The 20,617-nt window shown below is 60.6% G+C and carries 13 protein-coding genes; 3 read left to right on the top strand and 10 right to left on the bottom strand.

All coding sequences use genetic code 11. The annotated features are described in order from the left end of the window. Positions 1–18 precede the first annotated feature (18 nt). The 9 genes from KHQ23_RS06495 to bcsR all read right to left on the bottom strand — a co-directional run bounded on the left by KHQ23_RS06495 (position 19) and on the right by bcsR (position 15,910). Positions 19–1,521: a pitrilysin family protein gene (locus KHQ23_RS06495; protein ID WP_002921436.1), complete on the bottom strand. Its 1,503-nt coding sequence runs from the start codon at positions 1,519–1,521 to the stop codon at positions 19–21. 219 nt (positions 1,522–1,740) lie between these two features. Next, the gene (locus KHQ23_RS06490; RefSeq protein WP_002921438.1) at positions 1,741–3,027 is read right to left on the bottom strand and encodes a dicarboxylate/amino acid:cation symporter; all 1,287 of its coding nucleotides are present in this window, start codon (positions 3,025–3,027) and stop codon (positions 1,741–1,743) included. Between the two features lie 156 nt (positions 3,028–3,183). Continuing rightward, positions 3,184–5,190 (bottom strand): biofilm formation regulator HmsP, encoded by a 2,007-nt coding sequence (gene hmsP / locus KHQ23_RS06485; RefSeq protein ID WP_004173948.1) that lies wholly within the window; start codon positions 5,188–5,190, stop codon positions 3,184–3,186. A 243-nt stretch (positions 5,191–5,433) separates the two neighbouring features. Continuing rightward, positions 5,434–8,913, bottom strand: coding sequence for a cellulose synthase complex outer membrane protein BcsC (bcsC, locus tag KHQ23_RS06480; RefSeq protein ID WP_004173947.1), 3,480 nt, complete (start codon positions 8,911–8,913; stop codon positions 5,434–5,436). Then, entirely contained in the window at positions 8,895–10,004 is a 1,110-nt protein-coding gene (bcsZ, locus tag KHQ23_RS06475; RefSeq protein WP_004173946.1) for a cellulose synthase complex periplasmic endoglucanase BcsZ, read from the bottom strand. Before bcsZ ends, bcsC begins: the two co-directional genes overlap by 19 nt. A 3-nt stretch (positions 10,005–10,007) precedes the next feature. Further along, on the bottom strand, positions 10,008–12,353 hold the full coding sequence (gene bcsB / locus KHQ23_RS06470; protein ID WP_009484214.1) for a cellulose biosynthesis cyclic di-GMP-binding regulatory protein BcsB: 2,346 nt from the start codon (positions 12,351–12,353) through the stop codon (positions 10,008–10,010). Positions 12,354–12,363: 10 nt separating this feature from the next. After that, positions 12,364–14,982, bottom strand: a complete 2,619-nt coding sequence (gene bcsA, locus KHQ23_RS06465) for a UDP-forming cellulose synthase catalytic subunit (RefSeq protein WP_002921508.1) — start codon at positions 14,980–14,982, stop codon at positions 12,364–12,366. After that, a complete protein-coding gene (gene bcsQ / locus KHQ23_RS06460) occupies positions 14,979–15,710 on the bottom strand; it encodes a cellulose biosynthesis protein BcsQ (RefSeq protein ID WP_002921510.1) in 732 nt (243 codons plus the stop codon). The genes bcsA and bcsQ overlap by 4 nt, the downstream gene beginning before the upstream one ends. 11 nt (positions 15,711–15,721) lie before the next feature. Continuing rightward, positions 15,722–15,910, bottom strand: coding sequence for a cellulose biosynthesis protein BcsR (bcsR, locus tag KHQ23_RS06455; protein ID WP_002921513.1), 189 nt, complete (start codon positions 15,908–15,910; stop codon positions 15,722–15,724). Positions 15,911–16,078: 168 nt separating this feature from the next. Here bcsR and bcsE point away from each other — a divergent pair, with 168 nt between their 5' ends. Genes bcsE through bcsG form a run of 3 tightly spaced genes read left to right on the top strand, consistent with a single transcriptional unit; the run spans position 16,079 to position 19,505 of the window. Then, a complete protein-coding gene (bcsE, locus tag KHQ23_RS06450; protein WP_004173945.1) occupies positions 16,079–17,632 on the top strand; it encodes a cellulose biosynthesis protein BcsE in 1,554 nt (517 codons plus the stop codon). Beyond that, positions 17,632–17,829, top strand: coding sequence for a cellulose biosynthesis protein BcsF (gene bcsF, locus KHQ23_RS06445; protein ID WP_002921518.1), 198 nt, complete (start codon positions 17,632–17,634; stop codon positions 17,827–17,829). The genes bcsE and bcsF overlap by 1 nt, the downstream gene beginning before the upstream one ends. Further along, positions 17,826–19,505, top strand: a complete 1,680-nt coding sequence (bcsG, locus tag KHQ23_RS06440; RefSeq protein WP_073553659.1) for a cellulose biosynthesis protein BcsG — start codon at positions 17,826–17,828, stop codon at positions 19,503–19,505. Before bcsF ends, bcsG begins: the two co-directional genes overlap by 4 nt. Before the next feature lie 107 nt (positions 19,506–19,612). On the opposite strand, the gene KHQ23_RS06435 is transcribed toward bcsG, so the two are convergent. Then, positions 19,613–20,614 (bottom strand): glycosyl hydrolase family 8, encoded by a 1,002-nt coding sequence (locus KHQ23_RS06435; RefSeq protein WP_002921526.1) that lies wholly within the window; start codon positions 20,612–20,614, stop codon positions 19,613–19,615. Between the last annotated feature and the right edge of the window lie 3 nt (positions 20,615–20,617).

Genomic DNA, 20,617 nt, shown 5'->3' with positions numbered 1-20,617 from the left:
CGCCGGAGAGGCGTTAGGTTACTGCCCCGGCGGGATGTCGCTGGCCTCGCTGTGGGCGTCAACCGTATCGGCGCTGCCGCTAGCCGCCGTGGCCGCCGGATTCGGCGCCATCAGTTTTTCCCAGGTGGCCTGCAGCTCCTTCATATTGTATTCCGGTTCGCCCTTCGGCTGTTGCAGCACCAGCGCCATGTCCTGCGAGAGCTGCTGGCGCAGATACTGGTTCAGCATGTCCACCGTCAGGGAGTTGAGGAACTCCTGACGCAGCTTCTGGTACTGCTCCGGCGCGATGTCCACCACCTGATTCTGCAGGGAGCGCATGCGCTGGCTCATCAGTATGTCGGTGTCAGTGCGCGCATAGGTGGCAAACAGCTTCTGCAGCTCGAGGCTTTTCTGGGCGATAAGCGCGTCAAACTCCTCCTGAGGCAGCCCGTTGTCCCGCACTTTCGCCAGCTCGCGCGAAACCACGCTCAGGTTGTTGTTCAGGCGCTCGCCCGGGGAATCGATGTTGATGGCGCACTGCGCGCGCTGATATAGCACCCGGCAGTCAAAGCCAAGGCCAATATCCTTCACGTTATTTTTGCTCAGGCTCTGCTGCACGTGCCAGAACAGCGCTTCACGGGCGAGATCGTCACGCCAGTAGCGCTGCAGCGCCGCGGAGTCGCGGATCGGCTGCCATGGCGCATCCCACATGATGGACAGTTTGTCCTGACGCACCGCGTTGGTCATGATGCTGACCGGCACGGTAGGCAGCGGCGATAAGGTCGGCACCGCTGCGGGGGTTTCCCGCTTGCCCTTCAGATCGCCAAAGGTCTTATTGATTTGCTCGGCAACGCTGCGGCTGTCGACATTCCCCACCACGATCAGCGTCATGGCGTCGGGGGTGTACCATTTTTGATAAAAGTCTTTCAGCTGCGCCACATCGATCGGCTGCTTCAGCGGCGCGGCGGGGTCATGGCCCAGCATGGTGGACCCTTTCAGGCGATAGCGCCACCAACCCTCTTTGGTATCCAGTGGCCAGGTCGCCACCATGTCGCTGCCCTGCAGCGCATGATTGATCGATTCAGGCGTAATGGCCAGTTTACCGCTGGCGTCCGCCAGCCAGCTCAGCGCCTCTTTCAACAGATCGTTGCGGTTATTGGGCAGGCTGAGATTAAACATCGTGTAATCGTAGGAGACGATGGCCGGCGGCAGAGGACGCTTCGGGTCAATACTCTGCTGCCATAAAGAGCGCGCCTGCATCGTCGGCAGGCTGCCGCTTTGCGTCAACGCCAGGCGGGGAATAAAGCGGCTGAAACCGCTCTGCTGAGTGCTTTCGCTCAGCGAGCCAATATTGACGGACAAACGGACTTCGATACGGTCGCTGGGACGTTGCGGCGTGGCCAATACCTGCCACGACAAACCATTCGCTAAGGTCCCTTGTTGCCAGGCCGGATCAGGCTGGAGCGCTTCTGCCTGCACATAACCGGCCGCCGCTACCATCAGCAAACCGCCCGTTAAGAGTTTAATTGTTGTGCCCTGCATGTGAACCCCTGATGAACATTCCTGGTTACAACAGCACCCCACTGACGGGCTGCCGAAAAAAGTGAGAGTGAAATACGTCGGTTAGACCACACGGAGACGAAAATGTCGCATGACAACGTAAAATAATCATTTCGTGTCATTCCCGCCGGGCGGGAATGACCTCTAATTATGCGCAGGAGGCCGTACTCCAGCAAGGGAGTACGGGCCTAAGAGGAGGATTTAAGAGGATAATTCGTGCGTTTTGTTCGCCGGAACACGGTTATTCAGAACGTCATCCATCTGTTTGGCATCCAGTTCTTTCACCCATTTCGCCACCACCACCGTGGCAACGCCGTTACCCACCAGGTTAGTCAGCGCGCGGGCTTCGGACATAAAGCGGTCGATACCGAGGATCAGCGCCAGACCAGCCACCGGTAAATGACCGACGGCCGAGATAGTCGCCGCCAGCACGATGAAGCCGCTGCCGGTCACCCCTGCCGCCCCTTTCGAGGAGAGCAACAGCACCACCAGCAGGGTGATCTGATGGAAAATATCCATATGGCTGTTGGTCGCCTGGGCGATAAAGACTGCGGCCATCGTCAGATAGATAGAGGTGCCATCGAGGTTGAACGAATAGCCGGTCGGGATCACCAGGCCTACCACCGATTTACGGCAGCCCAGCTTCTCCATCTTGTCGAGCATTCTCGGCAGCGCCGATTCTGATGAGGAGGTCCCCAGCACAATCAGCAGCTCTTCCCGGATATAGCGGATAAATTTGAAGATGCTGAAGCCGGTGGCCCGGGCGATGCTCCCCAGCACCACCACCACGAACAGGATACAAGTGATATAGAAGCAAATAATCAGCTGACCCAGCTGCACCAGGGTGCCGACGCCATATTTACCGATGGTAAAGGCCATGGCTCCGAAGGCGCCGATCGGCGCCAGGCGCATGATCATATTGATAATGCCGAAGATAACCTGGGAGAAGCTTTCAATGACGTTGAAAATCAGCTGGCCCTTGCTGCCCAGACGGTGCAGGGCAAAACCAAACAGGACGGCGAACAGCAGAACCTGCAGAATGTTGCCGCTGGCGAAGGCGCCAATGACGCTGCCCGGGATCACATCCAGTAAAAAGGCCACTACCCCTTGATCTTTAGCCTGCTCAGCGTACACCGCCACCGCTTTCGCATCGAGCGTCGACGGGTCGACGTTCATCCCGGCGCCCGGCTGCACCACGTTGACGATAATCAGACCGATAATCAGCGCGATGGTGCTGACCACTTCGAAATAGAGCAACGCCACCGCCCCGGTACGGCCAACGGCTTTCATGCTTTCCATCCCGGCGATCCCCGTCACGACGGTACAGAAGATCACCGGAGCAATCACCATTTTAATCAGCTTAACGAAGGCGTCGCCGAAGGGTTTCATTTGCGCGCCCAGTTCCGGGTAAAAATGGCCCAGCAGAATACCGATCGCTATGGCCGTCAGAACCTGGACATAGAGGCTTTTAAAGATAGAGGTTTTCATAGGGTGTCCTTTGGGAATAACCACAGAGCAAGAAGGGATATTTGACGTCTGTGGCTTAAAAATAACACCCTGGAAACATTTCAGAAATAACTAACGCCGAAAGTGCAACGCAATTGTTAAAATCTTTGAGCTGACTCGCACAAGTCAACAAAACATTTACAAATTTGCACCCTCCCGAACCGGGGAGAGATAGCGCGCGCTGAATGCCTCCTGCGGCAAAGCGCAACCGAACAGATGGCCCTGGAGCACCTCGACGCCCGCGGCTTGCAACCAGCGGTACTGGGCGTCGTTCTCCACCCCTTCCGCCACGATACGCAGCGACAGGCCGCGCGCGAGCTGGATCATCGCCGGCACCATGCTGACATCCTCCGGCAGCATATCGATGAATACCTTATCAATTTTCAGAATATCCACCGGCAGGGCCTTCATCTGCTGCAGCTGGTGCAACCCGGCATAACCCATGCCAAAATCATCCAGCGCAATCTGCACCCCGGCCTCGCGCAGCGGGCGCAACCGGGCCATCACATCCTGCGGATCGTCCATCCGGCAGCTCTCCGTCACCTCGAGGATGAGGGTGCCCGGGGCGATGCGGTAGCGGGCGATCAGCTTCAGCATCTCCTCGCCGCGGTCATGCTCCAGCAGCTGGAGCAGCGAAACATTGACCGACAGCGGCAGCATAATCCCCTGGCTTTGCCAGGCCGCAAGCTGGCGGCAGGCCTCTTCCATTACCCAGTAGCCGACCGGGATAATCAGCCCGCAGGACTCAATGCGCTCAATCAGCGACGGCGGTAGCGACCAGCTGCCATCCGCCTGCCGCTGGCGCAGCAGTACCTCGGCGCCGCAGATCTCGCCGCTGGCGCAGGCCACCTGCGGCTGCAGCCAGATCGCGAACTGCTGGTTATCGAGCGCGGTCATAATATCGTGCTCTTCCATCAGGCGGCGCTGAGCCTTTTCCATCTGCTCGGGATCGAAGAACTCGATCTGGTTTTTGCCTTTACGTCGTGCGGTGACAGCGGCCGACACCGCGCGCCGGTAAAACTGCTCGGCGTTGAGCCCGGCGTGGAACATGGCGATCCCGACGCTGGCGTAGGGCCGCAGCTGCAGCCCATGCAGCGGTAAACGCTCATTAATAATAGTGAGCACTTGCTTACTTAACGTTACCGCCTGCCACGGTTCGGCGAGGCCATCGGCGAGAATCGCGAAGTCATACCCGCTCACCTGAGCCAGCACCATCTGCGGCGGGATCGCGGCCCGCAGCTTCTCCACCAGCGTCAGGAGCAGCATTTCGCGCTGACTCTCCTTGAGGACCCCGGCGGCGTCCTGCAGGGTTTCACAGGCGACGACGATCAGCGCGGCGCTCTGCGGGCGGGCCACCGTCTGCTCCAGCATCGCCAGCAAAAAGGCTTTATTCGGCAGCTCGGAGACCGGGAAGCGGGTCGACTGGATGGACATCTCATCATGCTGGCGGACCAGGCTCTGCTGGTTGCGGTTATAGCTGCGCACCAGCATACCGATCTCGTCGTCATGGTGCAGGCGCGGGAGGGTCAGCTGATGGCCAAGACGCTCCTGCTGGGAGAGATCGTTCAGCTCGCGGGCGATACGCCGCAGAGGGCGAACCATCAGCCGGTTGATGCACCAGGTGAGCGCCACCGTCAGCATCAGCACCAGAAGTAAGTAAGCAGTCACTAACGTAGCAAGGGCGCTCATGACGAATTTATACATGCGATAGGAGTCGGCCTGCAGCACCAGATAGGCCAGCGGCTGCGGGTTGGCCGGTCGCTCCAGCGAATAAATGGGCAGCGAAATCTGCACCGGCAGCTCAAACAGCCGGGTGACGGTTACCGGCACCGGCCGCTCGGGGATAAATCGCATCCGCAGCGCCTGGAACTGGTTCGGCAATACCACATCCGCCCGGCTGACGATGCCAGCAGGCTGGATACGGCTTAAAATGGCTTCCGCTTCCGGAATATCGGCTTTCAGAATAGCCGCAGACAGCGGTTCGCGAACGGATCGCGCGATACTTTCTAACTGCGTGGCCGTGGTAAAGCGACTCTGTTGCACAAAGTGAAACAGCAAAATAGTGCAAAAAACCAATACAAAGGCCATGGACACGCTCGCGACCATCGCCATCTGTTTGATTGTAAGTGAACGGCTGACGCGCAACGGTGTTCTCCACTGATACTGAATACATACCCGGTATCAATCCTTCAATCCCGGTCGTTTCAGGCTGATTATATACTTAAATCCTTCGCCCACGCCCGCGAGGGATGAAGTGACGGGATATTTCCGCGCGGTGGCGCGGACGCCGGGATACATCCCCCGACGGCCAACGGTGGGCAACGCCTCACGAGTATACGCGAAGCGCGTCGCGGAGTGGCGCTCTGTAACGTAATTCAGCCTATTCTGCTACCAGTCGGCGTAGGGCACCAGCGGCTGGGGCGGCATATCCAGATCCCCCTGCCAGCCGGCCGCCGAGTAGCGGACGTAAAGCAGCGCATGGCTCGGGGTGTAATCCTTCGCCTGCTGAATATCGACCGCGGCGCCGACGAACCAGTTGCTGGTCACCCGCCGCTCCACCAGCGCTCTGGCGGTGTAACCGAATCCATGGCTGCTGCTCCCCTCCTCCGTCAGCTCGCTGGTGCGCTGCCGGTAGTCGGACGGGATCAGGTTCAGCAGCGGATAGCGGGCTTGCGTCTGGGTGCGCGAATGGGACCATGACACCGACCCGCCGAGCTCCCAGGACCAGTTCTCGGTGCGCTGACGCCAGGTCACCGGCACGGCGAACGAGAGATACTCCTGTGGGCTGTAATAGCCGCCCTGGCCGAGGGTGTAGCCGCTGAGATCTTTGTCGTAGTGCCAGATCATATTGTTGAGGCCGACGGTGACGCGACGATTATTCTCGTTGATGACCTTGTAGTAGTACCCGGTCATCCAGCGCACGCGCCAGTTATCCGCCACGTTTTTACCGGTCAGCGAGTCGGCGCCCAGCGAGGACCAGATGCCGTGAGCCTCCCCGCGATCGTAGCTCAGGCTCAGGCCGCCGCCGTCGGCGCGGACGCCGCCCCAGGTGGCGCCGGTATGGCTGCTGCTGTCCTTCTGCCCGCCAAAGGAGAGCAGCGAGCTGGAGATAGGCCGCCGGTGGACGTTGACCGTGTACCCCACCGGCCCGACGTCGCTGCTGTAGCTCAGCCCCCCCACCACATCGACGACATTGAAGCCCATCGGCGTGGTGCCGATATCCCCGCTCCAGGTGTCATTCTTCCAGCCGACCGCCACGCTGGCCCCGCTGTCGGTCTGATTTTTACTGCCGCTGGTACAGGCGATCTCCCCGCAGGTGCCCCAGCTGGGCGAGTAGCTCCCGTCGCTGTGGGTGGAAAAGCTGCCGGCATCCATATTGACCAGGTCGGTGCGGAAGAACATCCGGCCATCCGCCAGCGGAGCATCCACCTGCAGCATGGTGGTATGCGCCTTCAGGTCGGAATAGCCGCCGGTGCCGCTGGAACCCCAGAAGTCATGTTCCAGGGTGACGTTCAGATCCTGCTGACGATAAAGGTCGGCGGCATCGCTGCGGATCCCGCGCTTCAGCCAGTCATCATGGCTGTCGTTGCGCGTCAGCCGCGTAAAAGTATCGTTATCCTGCGGCTGCGCGGGGGTAATGCCGGAGGCCACCATCGCTTCCCGGTAGTGCGTCAGCGCCTGCTGCGGCGCCCCGCTCTGGGTGGCAAAGCGCGCGGCATCGCGCAGCACCAGCGCGCTCTCCATCGAGGGCGGCTGCGCCTTCGCCTGCGGCACAATCTGATTAAAAATCCGTTGCGCGTCAGCGGTATCGCCAAGGCCAGCTCGCGCCAGCGCCACCCGCCGCTGCATGTTCATGGATTCGGTCTCTGCGCCTTTCAGCTGCATGACCTGCGCCCGGGCGGCCGGTTTATCGCCCTCGGCCAGGTAGACTTCCGCAAGGCCGAGGCGCGCATCGCCGTTGTCGGCCTCCTGACGCAGCACCCGCTGATAGTCGGCAATCGCCGTCTGGCTGTCGCCGCGCTGCTGCGCCCAGTCGGCCAGCGTCAGGTCATAGCGTACTGAAGACGGCTGCCGTTTGATGAGGGCGATCGCCTGCGCTTCGTCGCCGCTGTCGCGCAGCTGGTTGGCCTGGCGCAGCACCCGGTCGCTTTGCAGGCGCGCTTCGAGTTCACGAATGTTATCCGTCCACGCGCTGCGCGGCAGAGCGGCGATTTGCGCCAGAGCCAGATCGTCCTGGTCGTTCCCCGACAGGTAGAGTCCCGAGGCGTAGACCCGTTCGGCGTCCTGCGGCTGGCGGTTGACCATCGTCCGCATCAGCGCGTCGGCCTCCTGGCGTTCGCCAGCGCTGACCAGATCCCGCGCCAGACGGTAGGTTATCCAGACGCTGTCCGGATCCAGCGCCAGGCGCCGACGCTGAACTTCCGCCGCCTGCGCCCAGTTGCCCTGGCTCTCCAGAGCCTGCGCCTGTTTCTCCAGCCGGTCGTTAGTCAGGCTGCGCTCAATATCATCGATACTGCGCCGCTGAGCGGGAGGGAGGCCGGCGATCCAGGCGCTGGCTTTCTCCGGCGATTCGGCGCGATAGAGGTTGGCCAGGCCGCGCACCGCCAGGTTATTGCCGCGATCCAGGCGCAACGCCTGCTGGTAATAGCGCTCCGCCGCCGCCGCCTCTTTGCGCGCCGCCGCGACATCCCCCAGCCCCAGCACGGCATAGCTGTCGGTGCGATCGACCCGCTGCGCCTGGGCATAATAGTTCTGCGCCTGCGAAAGCTGGCCGGCTTTCAGGGCGTTATCCCCCTGCTTTATCAGCAGCCAGTAGCGGTTAGTTTGCAGCAGGCTGTCCCACTTGCCGCGGTTCGGGCTGTCAGGGTCCATGGCAATCGCTTTACTGAGCTGCGCCACTGCCCGCGCGCGGTCGCCGCGCTGGGAATAGGCCTGGCCGAGAGCGCCCACCGCGTCGCTGTCGCGGCTGTCGGCCTGAACGGCTTTCTGCAGATCCGCGACCGCCTGCGTGGTATTCCCGGACTTGACCGCCGCCAGCCCTTCCGAGCGGGCGCGGAAAGTCGGATCCTGCAGCTGCGCCTGCTGTTGGTCGAGCAGAACGCGGGCGTTCGCCGCCACCGAGCCGGTGGGAAACTGCAGAAGAAATTGCTGCAACGCCTGCACGCTGGCCTTACTCACCGGCATGCTTTTCACCTCACTGAACCACATATCGGCGGCGATACCGCGTCCCGAGGCCGATCGGGCCATCTCCGCCAGATAGGCGAACCCCTCCTGCGGTTTGTTATCGGCGAACATCTGCTTCGCCAGCGAAGTCAGCAGGCTGACGTTGCCCGGCGCGCTGGCGTTCAGTTTTTTCAACTGGCTGACGCCTTCGCTATGGCGGGCCGGCAGGCGCGCCACCAGCGTCCAGTATTCAATGGCGACGTCAACGTCATCCGGCACCCCGCCGTACAGTTTTTCATAGGCGGCGATGGCTTCATCGACCTTCCCGGCCACGCCCAGCAGTCGCGCCTGCTGCAGCGCCTGGCGGCCCTCGCCGGTATTGCTTTTCATCTCATTGCGCGACGCCTTCAGCTCCGGGGAGTCCGGCGCCAGCTTCGTCAGTCGTTCCAGCTCTTTTTGCGCCCCGGCGGCATCCCCCTGACGCAGCAGATAGCGCATCCGCGCGGCAATCAGCTCCGGGTTGTTGGGATCAATCAGCTCCAGACGGTACAGCGACTGGCGCACCAGGTCTTCACGATTGCTGGCCTCGCCGAGGCGGACCTGCTCCAGCAGATGCTCCTGGGCAGGCGTCGTCGCCGCCTGCGCTAACGGCAGCAGCGCAACGCCGAGGGACAGCGTGAGTAAACTTAGTGAGAGCTTGCGCATTCCTGGTTCCAGTCAGGTTGTAATTCGCCACTCGCCGTGAAACGAAAACGGTGTTGATCCCAACCCTGGCCGAACAGCGTCAGAACTGCGCTGTAGTAGGCATCCGCGCCGGGATAGTTATCGGCGACGCGCTGGCGTTGCACCGACCGGGCCTCGTCGTCCTGTAAAAACGGCAGCATTGCCGCGGAGAAGCCCACTGGCCCCTGACCGCTGGTTTTGCCGGTGGCGATATTCACTTTCTCCGGGGGTGCCCCCTGCTCCGTGGTCTGCGCCGCCATCGGCGCGAAGCGTTGCAGCAGACGCGCTTTCTGCTTATCGCCATTATGGAGCATGCCCACCCACAGGTAGACGCGAATCGCGTCATAGCTGCCGATCGGCGGCTTTTCGGTTTTCAGCTGCCAGCCTTTCCCTTTCTCATAGCGTACCCAGTCCGGGGTAAAGCCTTTCGGCGCGGTCTCCAGCAGCAGGCGCAGGTTACTGTCGCGCAGAGCGGGCCACGGCGCGCCAAAACGCACAAAGTAGGTGGCCAGCTGCGGCGGAAGATAGCTGGGGTTAAACCGCCAGCCGCTGTCATCGGCAAAACCGACTTTTCCCGGCAGCAGCATCGTGCCGAGGCCCGGCACCGCCACCGTCTCTTCAGCGACAATCCGCGCCAGCAGGGCTTTTCCGGTCTCGGTGTACTGCGGCTGTTGCCACAGGCGCCCCGCCTCCAGCAGCGCCCAGGCTATCCACAGATCCGAGTCGGACGCCGAGTTGCTGTCCAGCAGGGTCCACTGCTCATCGTCCTTTTTGCCCCACAGCCAGCCCGGCAAATGTTGTTTCAGATCGCCTTCCGCCAGGTTGTTCTGCGTCCAGGTCAGCAGTTTGTCGAACCCTGCGCGATCGTTGGCCGCCAGGGCGAAAAACAGGCCATAGCTCTGCCCTTCGGAGGTGGAGATTTTGCGCGCATCGCTGGGGTCAATCACCCGTCCCTCGGGGCTGACGTACGCTTGTTTAAACTGCTCCCAGGCGGGCCACTGGCAGGCGGCGCCCACCTGGCCCGCCGCCAGCAGCAGCGCCGAGAGCACCGCGCCACAAAGTACTTTCATCATGGTTTACTCATCATCCAGGCTAAGACGGCGGCGGCTGATGATGCGCAGCATGCGCCACAGCACCCATGCCAGCAGCACAATGCTGATGGCGGCGAAGATCGCCAGCAGTATCGGGTGGTTAGAGAGCGCGAACCAGATGCGCTCGAACCAGGGCAGATGACCCACGTAGTAAATATCCCCCACCCGCAGACTGTTGACGCCGGATTCGCGGATCACCGCCACCGAGCCAAACATCGCTGCCCGCTTACCGCTGTCGTTGAGGGCGTTGGTCAGCAGTTCATTACCGCGCGGGCTGTCGGCCAGCAGGGCCACCACGCTGCGCTGATCGTTATACGGCGACTGGAAGCCAATCACCGCCGCCATCGGCCCGGAAGAGGTAATGTCGGTGCGGGTATTGGGCGTGCGGGCCTCATCGTCGGGATAAATGCTCGCCAGGTCATAGTGGCGCATCGGCATTTTCACCCAGCTTTTGGTCGCCTCGACCAGCAGGTTGATTTTGGTGTCGTCCTTGAGCGACGACGGGATCGCGCCGATCAGCAGCAGATCCGCGTCTTTATTCTTGATCTGGTTGCCATCGTCGGTCATTTGCAGATTAATCGCCGCCAGACCGGTCTGCGAACCGATGCCCCCCAGCGCCTGCAGCAGCGTCGCCACCTGGCCCTGGGTCGGCGCCTTCGGCACCACCACCAGCGTGTCGGAAAGGTCCGCCATACGGCTGTAAGGGAAGCCCGCATTGGCGAAGACGCGCAGGTCCGGCAAGGCGATAAAGTGATAATACTTCGAGAAGTCGATGGTCGAATCGTCGCCGATCACCACGTGGTTCTGCACCGGCTGGAAGGTAATACAGTTGTCGATGGAGCCGCCGGGCATCGGGTTCATATACTGGAAGTCAAAGCGCAGCTGGTTGACCGCCCCAAGACGCAGCGCGGGGATGGTGACCTCCGATTTGCCGTCCAGCAGCCCCTGCAGCACCGGCAGGCGCAGGATCAGTTTGTTCACGTCCTGGGAGCTGTTAAGGCTGAACGACTGCAGGAACTGGTCGTTGAGGCTGATATCCATCCGCGAGCTGTCCTTCACCGGCGGCATGGTGTAGCGGTATTTCAGATCCATATCGATGCCGTTGGCCCGCAGCAGATAGAGATCCGGCGGCAGGTTAAGCGCCACGGTGATGGCATCCGGCACCAGGCCGCTGGACTGCAGCTGTTGCTCATAGGTTTTCAGCTCAGCGAAGGTGACCGAGCGGTCGGTGCGCACCCAGTTCGGCGCGTCGTAAGGCTGACGCGGCTGCAGGGTTTTGATGCCGTCCACGGTGACGCTGCTGCCGCGGAACAGAATATTGCCCTGAGCAATCCCCTTCGCCGCCAGCAGCAGGTCGTTATCATCGCGGCCGAAAATCACCAGCAGCTTGACGTAGGGATCGTTCGGGTTGTCGATCATTTCGATGGTCGGCGCCTTGACCGGCGGATGATCGCGCAGGAAGTCCGGACGCTTGTCGTTGGTGGCGAAGACAATGGCGTTACGATCCGGCAGTTCATTGAAATAGACCGGGAACTGCTGGCCGCGCCAGCCGGCCTTGCTGCCGAACCAGGAGGCGACTATCGCCGCCGCCTGCTGCTGGGTGACCGCTGGCGAGCCCGGGAAAATCATCGGCAGCTTCAGCGGGCGGTTATCGCGCGGATCGTAGAACGGCACCGGGAAGTGTGACAGATCGTTATTTACCTTCAGCGACTGGTAGGTGAGATCCAGATAGCTTTCGCGTCCGACGTCCAGCCACAGCGTACTGCTGGCCGGGTTTTCGCAGACGTCGCGGTAGTGGCCGACAAACTCCAGCCGTACGCGGTTGAAGTCGGTGATGTACAGCGGGTCAATCGGCAGCTGCGCGCGGATCTTTTTCCCCAGCTGCTCTTTAGTGACGGGCAGGACGCCCATCAGCTCATCGTTAAGATAGACCTTCAACTGCGACTGCACGGGCAGCAGCGAGGGCGATGGGGTGTATTCCAGATTGAGCAGCGCGTTGGCGACCAGCTCATCGCTGCGCATGCCGAATTCGACCGACGCGTCAGGCCGTGAGCCGCGCAGCACGATGCTGCCGGGCGGCGGCGCGATGGTGGCAAAGCTCAGCTTCACCTCCCGCTGCGGCACGTTCTCGGCCACCGCCGCCGGAGCGGTCGGTTCGGCGAGGGTCGCCGTCGGCTCGCCCACCACGATCGGCGCAGCCGGGGTCGCGGCCTGCGGCTGAACGCCAGGGGCAGCGTTCGCCACCGCGGCCGGCGCCGCGTAAGAGGCCAGTGGATACCAGCTGCACATGCCCACCGCTACTGCACACATCCAGGAAAGTTTTCTTTTCATCGCATTATCATCATTGTTGAGCCATTGCCGGGTCTGCGGAGAGCGTCGGCGCGGCGCGTTCAGGGCGTCGGGGTACAAACGACGCTATCCAGGCCACCAGCGAAGTGAGCGCGCGGAAAACCACCTTCACCGACGGCGGCGAAAACTCCGCCAGGTGACGATAGCCACGGAAGCCCAGCTTGAGGATATCCAGCAGGCTTTCCATCGGCTTATCTTCCGGGAAGCTATCCTGCCAAAGCGCCCACGTATCAGCGCGGGCAAACGTACACTGCACAAAATCGATATGCTGCTGGTTGGTTAACGGCAGCAGCTGGAGCCCCACTTCGCTGCCGTTGACCCGCGCGACCCTGACCGGGAAGGCATACTCCTGCTGTCCCCGTTTGAGCAGCAGCCTGGCGTTCTGGCCTTCCAGCACCTGCGCGTCGCCGTTAATTTTGATCCCCAGTCCGCCGTCGGAATAGTCGTGGACGGTGCAGGAGAACAGGTGACCATCTTCGCGGGCGATAGCCGCCGGCATGCTCATTTCGACACGGTGCGAACGGCGAACCTGCTTGCTTTCAACCGAGACCGCCACCGCGCCGCCAAGAATAATCAGGTTGTAGAATACCCAGACAATACTCACCCAGACGGTGAGGATTTCATTTTCCGGGCCGTACATGAAGCGCCAGATCCCCACCGCGACGCCGACCAGATTGAGCAGCACCAGGTAGATATAGGGCCGGGAGATCACCCAGTCGACATACTCCTCTTCCACCAGCCCGCCCTTCGCGGTGACGTTGAACTTGCCTTTATGCGGGTTGATCAGCGCCACAAAAGTGGGCGGCGCGATATACCAGGCCAGCACCGTCTCGTAAATTTCACTCCAGAACGAATGGCGATATTTGCCCTGAATCTTCGAGTTGGTCAGGCTGGCGTGGATCATGTGCGGCAACACGAATAGCGCGATCATCAGCGCTGGCGCATAAATGATATAGGCATGGAGCAGCAAAAAGGCCAGCGGCGCCGTGAGGAAGATGAGGCGCGGAATACCGGAGAGAAAGTGAAGCATGGCGTTGGCGTAGCAGACGCGCTGCACCAGCTTCAGGCCTTTGCCAAACAGCGGATTATCGAGGCGGAATATCTGCACCATCCCGCGCGCCCAGCGGATGCGCTGGCCGATATGCGCGGATAAACTCTCCGTCGCCAGCCCCGCCGCCTGCGGAATACGCATATAGGCGGAGGTATATCCCCGCCGGTGCAGACGCAGCGAGGTGTGGGCATCTTCGGTCACCGTTTCGACGGCTATCCCGCCAATTTCATCCAGCGGGCCGCGGCGGATAACGGCGCAGGAGCCGCAGAAGAAGGTGGCGTCCCACATGTCGTTCCCGTCCTGCACCAGGCCGTAGAATAGCGTCCCTTCGTTCGGCGTTTTGCGAAAACGACCAAGGTTGCGCTCAAAGGGATCGGGCGAGAAGAAGTGGTGCGGGGTCTGCATCATCGCCAGCTCTTTCTCTTTCAGAAACCAGCCCATGGTCATCTGCAGAAACGAGCGCGTCGGCACATGGTCGCAGTCAAAGATCGAGACGAACTCCCCTTTGGCATATTTCAGCGCATTATTGATGTTGCCGGCCTTGGCGTGTTCGTGGCTGGTGCGGGCGATATAGTGCACCCCAACATCTTTGGCAAACTGGCGAAACGCTTCCCGTCCGCCGTCGTCGAGGATCCAGATGTTCAGCTTGTCCTTCGGCCAGTCGATGCCCTGCGAGGCGTAAATGGTGTTTTTCACCACGTTGAGATCTTCGTTATAGGTGGGGACGAAGATGTCCACGGTTGGCCACAAATCCATGTCCTCCGGCAGCGGCACCGGCTGGCGATTCAGCGGCCAGACCACCTGGAAGTAGCCCAGCACCAGCACCACCCAGGCGTAGGTCTCTGCGAACAGCAGAATGATCCCGCACACCAGACTTACCGGGTCGTTCCAGTTCAGCGTCGAGGTATAGCGCCACCAGATATAGCGGCACGACACCGTCAGCGACAGCACGATCAGCATCAGCGCCGAGAAACGGCCCGGGATGCGTCGCACCAGCAGCGCCACGCCCCACAGCAGCATCAGGAAGATAAACTGCGACAGCGGGTTAAAGGGCTGCGTAATACACATCAGCGCCAGCACCAGCGAGCAGAAGGTCACCCCCCCAAGGATCGCCCGGCGCAGTTTAGGATTGAGGTGCGCCAGCTCTTTCTGTTTATCCAGATGGCCGGTGCGGGCGTTCATCTGCTCAGGCAATTTTTCCAGCCACTGCGTATAGCGACCGTGCACCCCTTCCAGCGCCGCCAGCGAACGCCAGTTGACCTTTTTCTCCGGCTCCGGCACGCGCGTCGTCAGTAACCACAGGGATTGCAGCAGGTAGCGCAGCGGATCCAGCGGACGCGGGCGATGCGGATTTATGTGGGGAAAATAGGTTTCATGGCGGGCCAGAATCGCCTGCCAGCGCGGCGTCTCCAGCGGCATCAGCGCCCAGACCAGCGACGCCCACAGACAGCCAAGCGACGCCGACAGCCACGAAGCGCCGTGCTGCCGATAGTCATCATAGCGCGCACGCAGCCGCTCCCCCACCGGCGGGGCCAGCAGCAGCGTACTGAGGCGGATCATGCCGCTCTCCCGGCGGAATAGTGGATCAGGCACCAGTTCGCCAGGGTCAGCACCTCTTCCGCCGCCAGCGAATCCTGACGATACTCCCCGAGAGGTTGTTTCGCCGCCAGGCACTCGGCCATCGCCTCGTCGCGGTGAATCGTCACCGGCAGGATGCGCGGCTGGCTCTCCAGCCACAGCTGGTAGAGATCTTCCTGCAGTTGGCTGCCGACCCGCAGATCGTTAATCAGAATATCGCCGTTGGCCGGGAGGGGCTGCTGGTGTAGACGGATATGGCTATTGGCGTCGGGATGAACCACCACCAGCGAGCGATCGCAAAGCGTCAGCAGCTCGCGGGTCAACGGCGAATAACCCGCCGGCAGATCCAGCAGCAGCCAGCGGTACTGGCCCTGTAGCTGCTGTACTGCCTCCGCTATCGCCCCCAGGGTGGGCTGCAGCTGGTCGACATTTTCTCTTTCGCCGGCGCTGAGCTGGCCAAACGGCAGTAGATCGATATGCTGCGTATAGCGCAAGCCCGCGTCACGCCAGTCCCGGCCGTCGAGCAGCGCCCGCGCCCAGCCGTCCTGATGATGGATATCGGTATTAAAGAAAAAGCGCAGCATATTATCCGGGCTGGCGTCGATCGCCAGCACGCTTTCACCGAGCAATTGCAGGGCCCAGGCGAGTGCAGCCGTAATGGACGTGACGCCAGTTCCCCCGCGCACGCCCTGTAATCCCAGAATAGCCATCTCCGGCTTCCTTATTTTTTCTCTGCAAACTCTGCCAGCAGCGGCCAGCGCTTCAGCGCCGCGTTCAGCTGTTCGCGCCTGGAAATATCATGATAATCAATATCCGGCAGGGAAAATGCCCGGCTAAGCGCCAGAAAATCATTTTGAAAGGTGTACCCCAGCGTGGCGTCCGTGGGTACCGCAGGATCTTTTGCTGGCATATCTCTGTCCGTTCGAAATTTATTATTAAACCAGAGGACGTATACAGCTCATCCTTAAAAGCAGGTGTACATGCTAAAACTGATGACCTTTAATTTCAATGTTAGGTTTACTCTGTCGGTTTCGCTAGTAAACTTATTCAGTGTCAATCAGGGCGCACGAGGGATGCCGTGGATAATGTATTTACTTTGGGTATTTCATCATTATGGGATGAAGTGTGCCATATGCCGGTCGGCGGAGTATGGTGGCTCAACGTCGACCGTTATGCCGATGCCGTCAGCCTGTTTAATCAGACGCTGGCCGCGCAGGCGAAAAACAGCCACGTTGCCGCGCTGGTTATGGGAAACAAACCCAAGGATATCATTTCCTTAGATCATACTCACGGTCCGGATAATATCGCGCTGTTCACCCTGCCGAATCGCCCGCAGGCGCTGGAGGAAATACACCGCGATTTAGTCTGCTCCCTCGAACCTGGCAATTATTTGTTTATTCTGCTATGCGCTGAAAATGCCTGGCAAAATATAAATAATGAAAAGTTATGCGCCTGGGTAGAAAAGACCAGCCGCTGGGCGCAATATCACCGTTGCGCGTTCTTAGCGATCAATTCCGCGCAGGAAATCGATCGGCAGCTGACTCCCTTATTACGTGAGTACCGCTCCCTTTCCGGACTGGCAAGTATTCGTTACCAGGGCGACCGGCATATCTTTGATATTGCCTGGTGGGGAAGCGATAAGGGTATCAGCGCCCAACAGCAGCTGATGGTGCAACATGATGACGCTGGCTGGCGATTAGCGCAGGACGCTGAAACCAGCGTGCAGCCGCGCAGCGACGAAAAAGCGATCCTCAGCCATGTGCGCGTGCTGGAAGGCGCCCCGCCGCTGTCGGAATACTGGACGCTGTTTGACACCAACGACGAGGTCTTCAACGCCGGGCGCACCGCGCAAGCGGCGACGATCCTCTTCTCCATTACCCAAAATACGCAAATTGAACAGCTGGGCCGCTATATTCATACCCTGCGTCGCCAGCGCGGTACGGCGCTGAAAATCATCGTCCGTGAACAAACCCCGAGCCTGCGCGCGACCGATGAGCGGCTACTGCTCAGCAGCGGCGCCAGCCTGGTGATCCCCAGCAGCGCATCGCTCTCCCGCTGCCTGACGCTAATCGAAAGCGTACAGAACCAAAAGTTCTCCCGCCATATCCCGGAAGATTTTGCCACCCTGCTGACCTGGAGCCAGCCGTTAAAGCTGCGCGGCTACCAGAAGTGGGATGCCTTCTGCGAAGCGGTGCACAACGTGATGACCAATACCCTGCTTCCACCCGACAGCAAAGGCGTGATGGTGGCCCTGCGCCCGGCGCCGGGGCTGCGCGTTGAGCAGGCGCTGACGTTATGCAAACCTAACCGAATGGGCGACATCATGACCATCGGCAATAACCGGCTGGTGCTGTTTTTGTCGTTTTGCCGGATCAATGACCTCGATACCGCGCTAAACCACATTTTCCCGCTGCCGACCGGCGATATTTTTTCTAACCGTATGGTGTGGTTTGAGGACAAGCAAATCCTCTCGGAAATCGTAATCATGCGCGGCGTCGAGCCGGCGCGCTGGAACACGCCGCTGCCTCTCTCAGTCGGTAAAAACGAGACCATTAACGCCACTCACGATGGACGCCACTGGCGACGCTACCCCGAACCACACCGGTTAACCACCCGCGAGGAGCAAGCCTGATGATGTCTCTCGCCGATATTCTGCAACTGGTGGTGCTCTGCGCCCTGCTGTTTTTTCCGCTGGGCTACCTGACGCGCCACTATCAGCGCCGGATCCGCACGACGTTAAGACTGATGTTCTTTAAACCCCGTTACGTGAAACCGGCAGGGGTATTACGCCGGGGAACAACGGTTAAGCAAGGCAAAGCGAACAAATGACAAATAAAAAAACGACCGCGGCACCGCTTCCGCTCTGGCAGTACTGGCGCGGCCTTGGCGGCTGGAACTTCTACTTTCTGGTCAAGTTTGCCCTGCTGTGGGCCGGGTATCTCAATTTCCATCCGATGCTGAACCTGGTATTTCTCGCCTTTCTGCTGGTGCCGATCCCGCGCGAAAAGCTACACCGTATCCGCCACTGGATCGCTATTCCGCTGGGATTCGCTCTGTTCTGGCACGATACCTGGCTGCCCGGGCCAGAGTCGATTTTTAGCCAGGGGTCGCAAATCGCCGGCTTCAGCGCCAGCTATATTTGGGATCTGATTGTCCGCTTTATCAACTGGAGCATGGTTGGCGCCTTCTTTGTTTTGCTGGTGCTATGGTTGTTTATCAGCCAGTGGCTGCGCGTCACCGTGTTTGTCTCGGCAATGGTCGTCTGGCTGGCGGTCAGCCCGCTGCTGCCGGCCTTTACCCTATGGCCCTCCGGTCAGCCCACCACGGCCGCCGCCACGACCGCACAGGCCAATACCGGGGCCAACGCCGCCGCTGGCGCCGCGTCCAGCCCCGCCAACAGCGATATTCCGCCGCAGACCGAGCCGCCGACCTCAGCCAACCTGACCAACTGGCTGAACGCTTTCTATGCCGCCGAGCAGAAGCGCAAGACGCCGTTCCCGGACCAGCTGCCGGCGGATGCGCAGCCGTTTGACCTGCTGGTGATCAACATCTGCTCCCTCTCCTGGTCGGATATTGAAGCCGCCGGTCTGATGGATCATCCGCTATGGAAGCACTTTGATATTGTCTTCAAAAACTTTAACTCCGCGACCTCCTACAGCGGCCCGGCGGCGGTGCGCCTGCTGCGCGCCTGCTGCGGCCAGCTGTCGCATACCAACCTGTATCAGCCTTCCGGCGCCGACTGCTACCTGTTTGAAAACCTGGCGAAGCTCGGCTTCAACCAGCAGCTGATGCTCGGCCATAACGGTCTGTTCGGCGACTTCCTGAAAGAGCTGCGTTCGCTGGGCGGCATGCAGAGCCCGCTGATGGACCAGACCGGTCTGCCGGTCAGCCTGCAGGCGTTTGACGGCTCCCCGGTGTATGAGGATCTGGCGGTCCTCAACCGCTGGCTGAAGACCGAAGAGGCCAGCAGCAATCCGCGGAACGCCACCTTCTATAACACCCTGCCGCTGCATGACGGCAACCACTTCCCGGGACAAAGCAAAACCGCAGACTACAAAGTGCGGGCGCAGAAGCTGTTTGATGACCTGGATAACTTCTTCACCGAGCTGGAGAAATCGGGGCGGAAAGTGATGGTGGTGGTGGTGCCGGAACACGGCGGCGCGCTGAAGGGCGATAAGATGCAGGTATCTGGCCTGCGCGATATTCCAAGCCCGTCGATCACTAACGTCCCGACGGCGGTGAAATTCTTCGGCATGAAGGCGCCGCATGAAGGGGCGCCGATTATCATCGATCAGCCCAGCAGTTATCTGGCGGTGTCGGAGCTGGTGGTGCGCGCCCTCGACGGCAAAATGTTCAGCGAGGACAGCGTCAACTGGCAGCAGTATGTCGCCAACCTGCCGCAGAGCGCGGCGGTGTCCGAGAACGCCAACGCCATCGTCATCCAGTATCAGGGCAAGCCTTATGTCCAGCTGAATGGCGGTAGCTGGGTGCCTTATCCGCAATAAGCGACAAGGCCGCCTATGTTGGCGGCCTTACATCGTGAGACGTTCCCATTCCACCTTCTCAGCCCGCAGGCATACGGGCGGGGAAGGCGGCAAATCAATCACCGTATTTAGCGCTGATCCTGTTTCGCCAGCCAGACCAACAGCTTGAGGCTGGCAGAGTAATAATCATCCTTGTCGTCAATCTGCGGCGCCTCCTGCGGTTCACCCAGCGTCAGATCGCGCACCGCCAACAGGCCGCCGGCCATATACCAGGGGGCCACCTCGTTGGTGCTGACGTTGATCCACGCCGGGGTTTGCAGGCGCGGGTAACTCTGCATCCAGGCCTTCCAGGGCGCGAGCAAGGCGCTGTGCGGATCGGCCCACGAGAGATACAGCGGGATACGGATCGCATCGAAACTCATCCGCGGCGGCCACTCTTTGGCTGGCAGCATCTTGCCATCCGCCCGCAGCGCCACCCAGTCGCTGGGTAGATGTGATTTCCCCCAGCCCATCTGCCCCAGCAGCGCCTGTCCGTCGCTCTGCAATGTCCGCCAGGCGGTGAGATGCGTCCGCTCCGCGAAGGCGCGCCAGGCCGGGAAGATGAAATAGGAAGGGTTAAGGTTCAGGTGATCATTGAGGTTGAACCCTTTCACGCCCGGGAGCATCACCTGGCGACCGGCGAAAGTCACCACCGTAGACTTCAGCAGGGCGGCGGTGATGGCGTCAGAGGCAATCGCATAGCGCTTATCCTGCCACTGCTTTTGCGCGCGCAGCAGCGCCCAGGCGATCAGGGTATCGCCATCGGAGGCGTTGTTTTTATCGGCGATAGGGTCCGGCGCCACCGGGTTATAGCGCCAGTAAAACAGCCCGTTAGACTTGTTGCGCAGAGTGTTGTCCGTCCACTGCCACAGCTTGTCGAACGCCGGACGATCGTTATTCGCCACCGCCAGGAGCATGGCGAAGCCCTGACCTTCCGTATGCGACACATTGCCATTGGCGGTATCAATGATACGACCATCCGGCATCATAAAACGGGCCTTATAGCGCTCCCAGGCCGTATCCGCCCACGCCCTGGGCACCAGCATCACTACCGTTGTCACTATCACCGCCACTAAAGCACGCAGGGGCATAAA

It is taken from the genome of Klebsiella sp. 64, assembly GCF_018223915.1.
GTDB lineage: Bacteria > Pseudomonadota > Gammaproteobacteria > Enterobacterales > Enterobacteriaceae > Klebsiella > Klebsiella pneumoniae.
The sequence above is the reverse complement of the archived record's forward strand: the minus strand, read 5'-3'. Positions and strand labels throughout refer to the sequence as shown.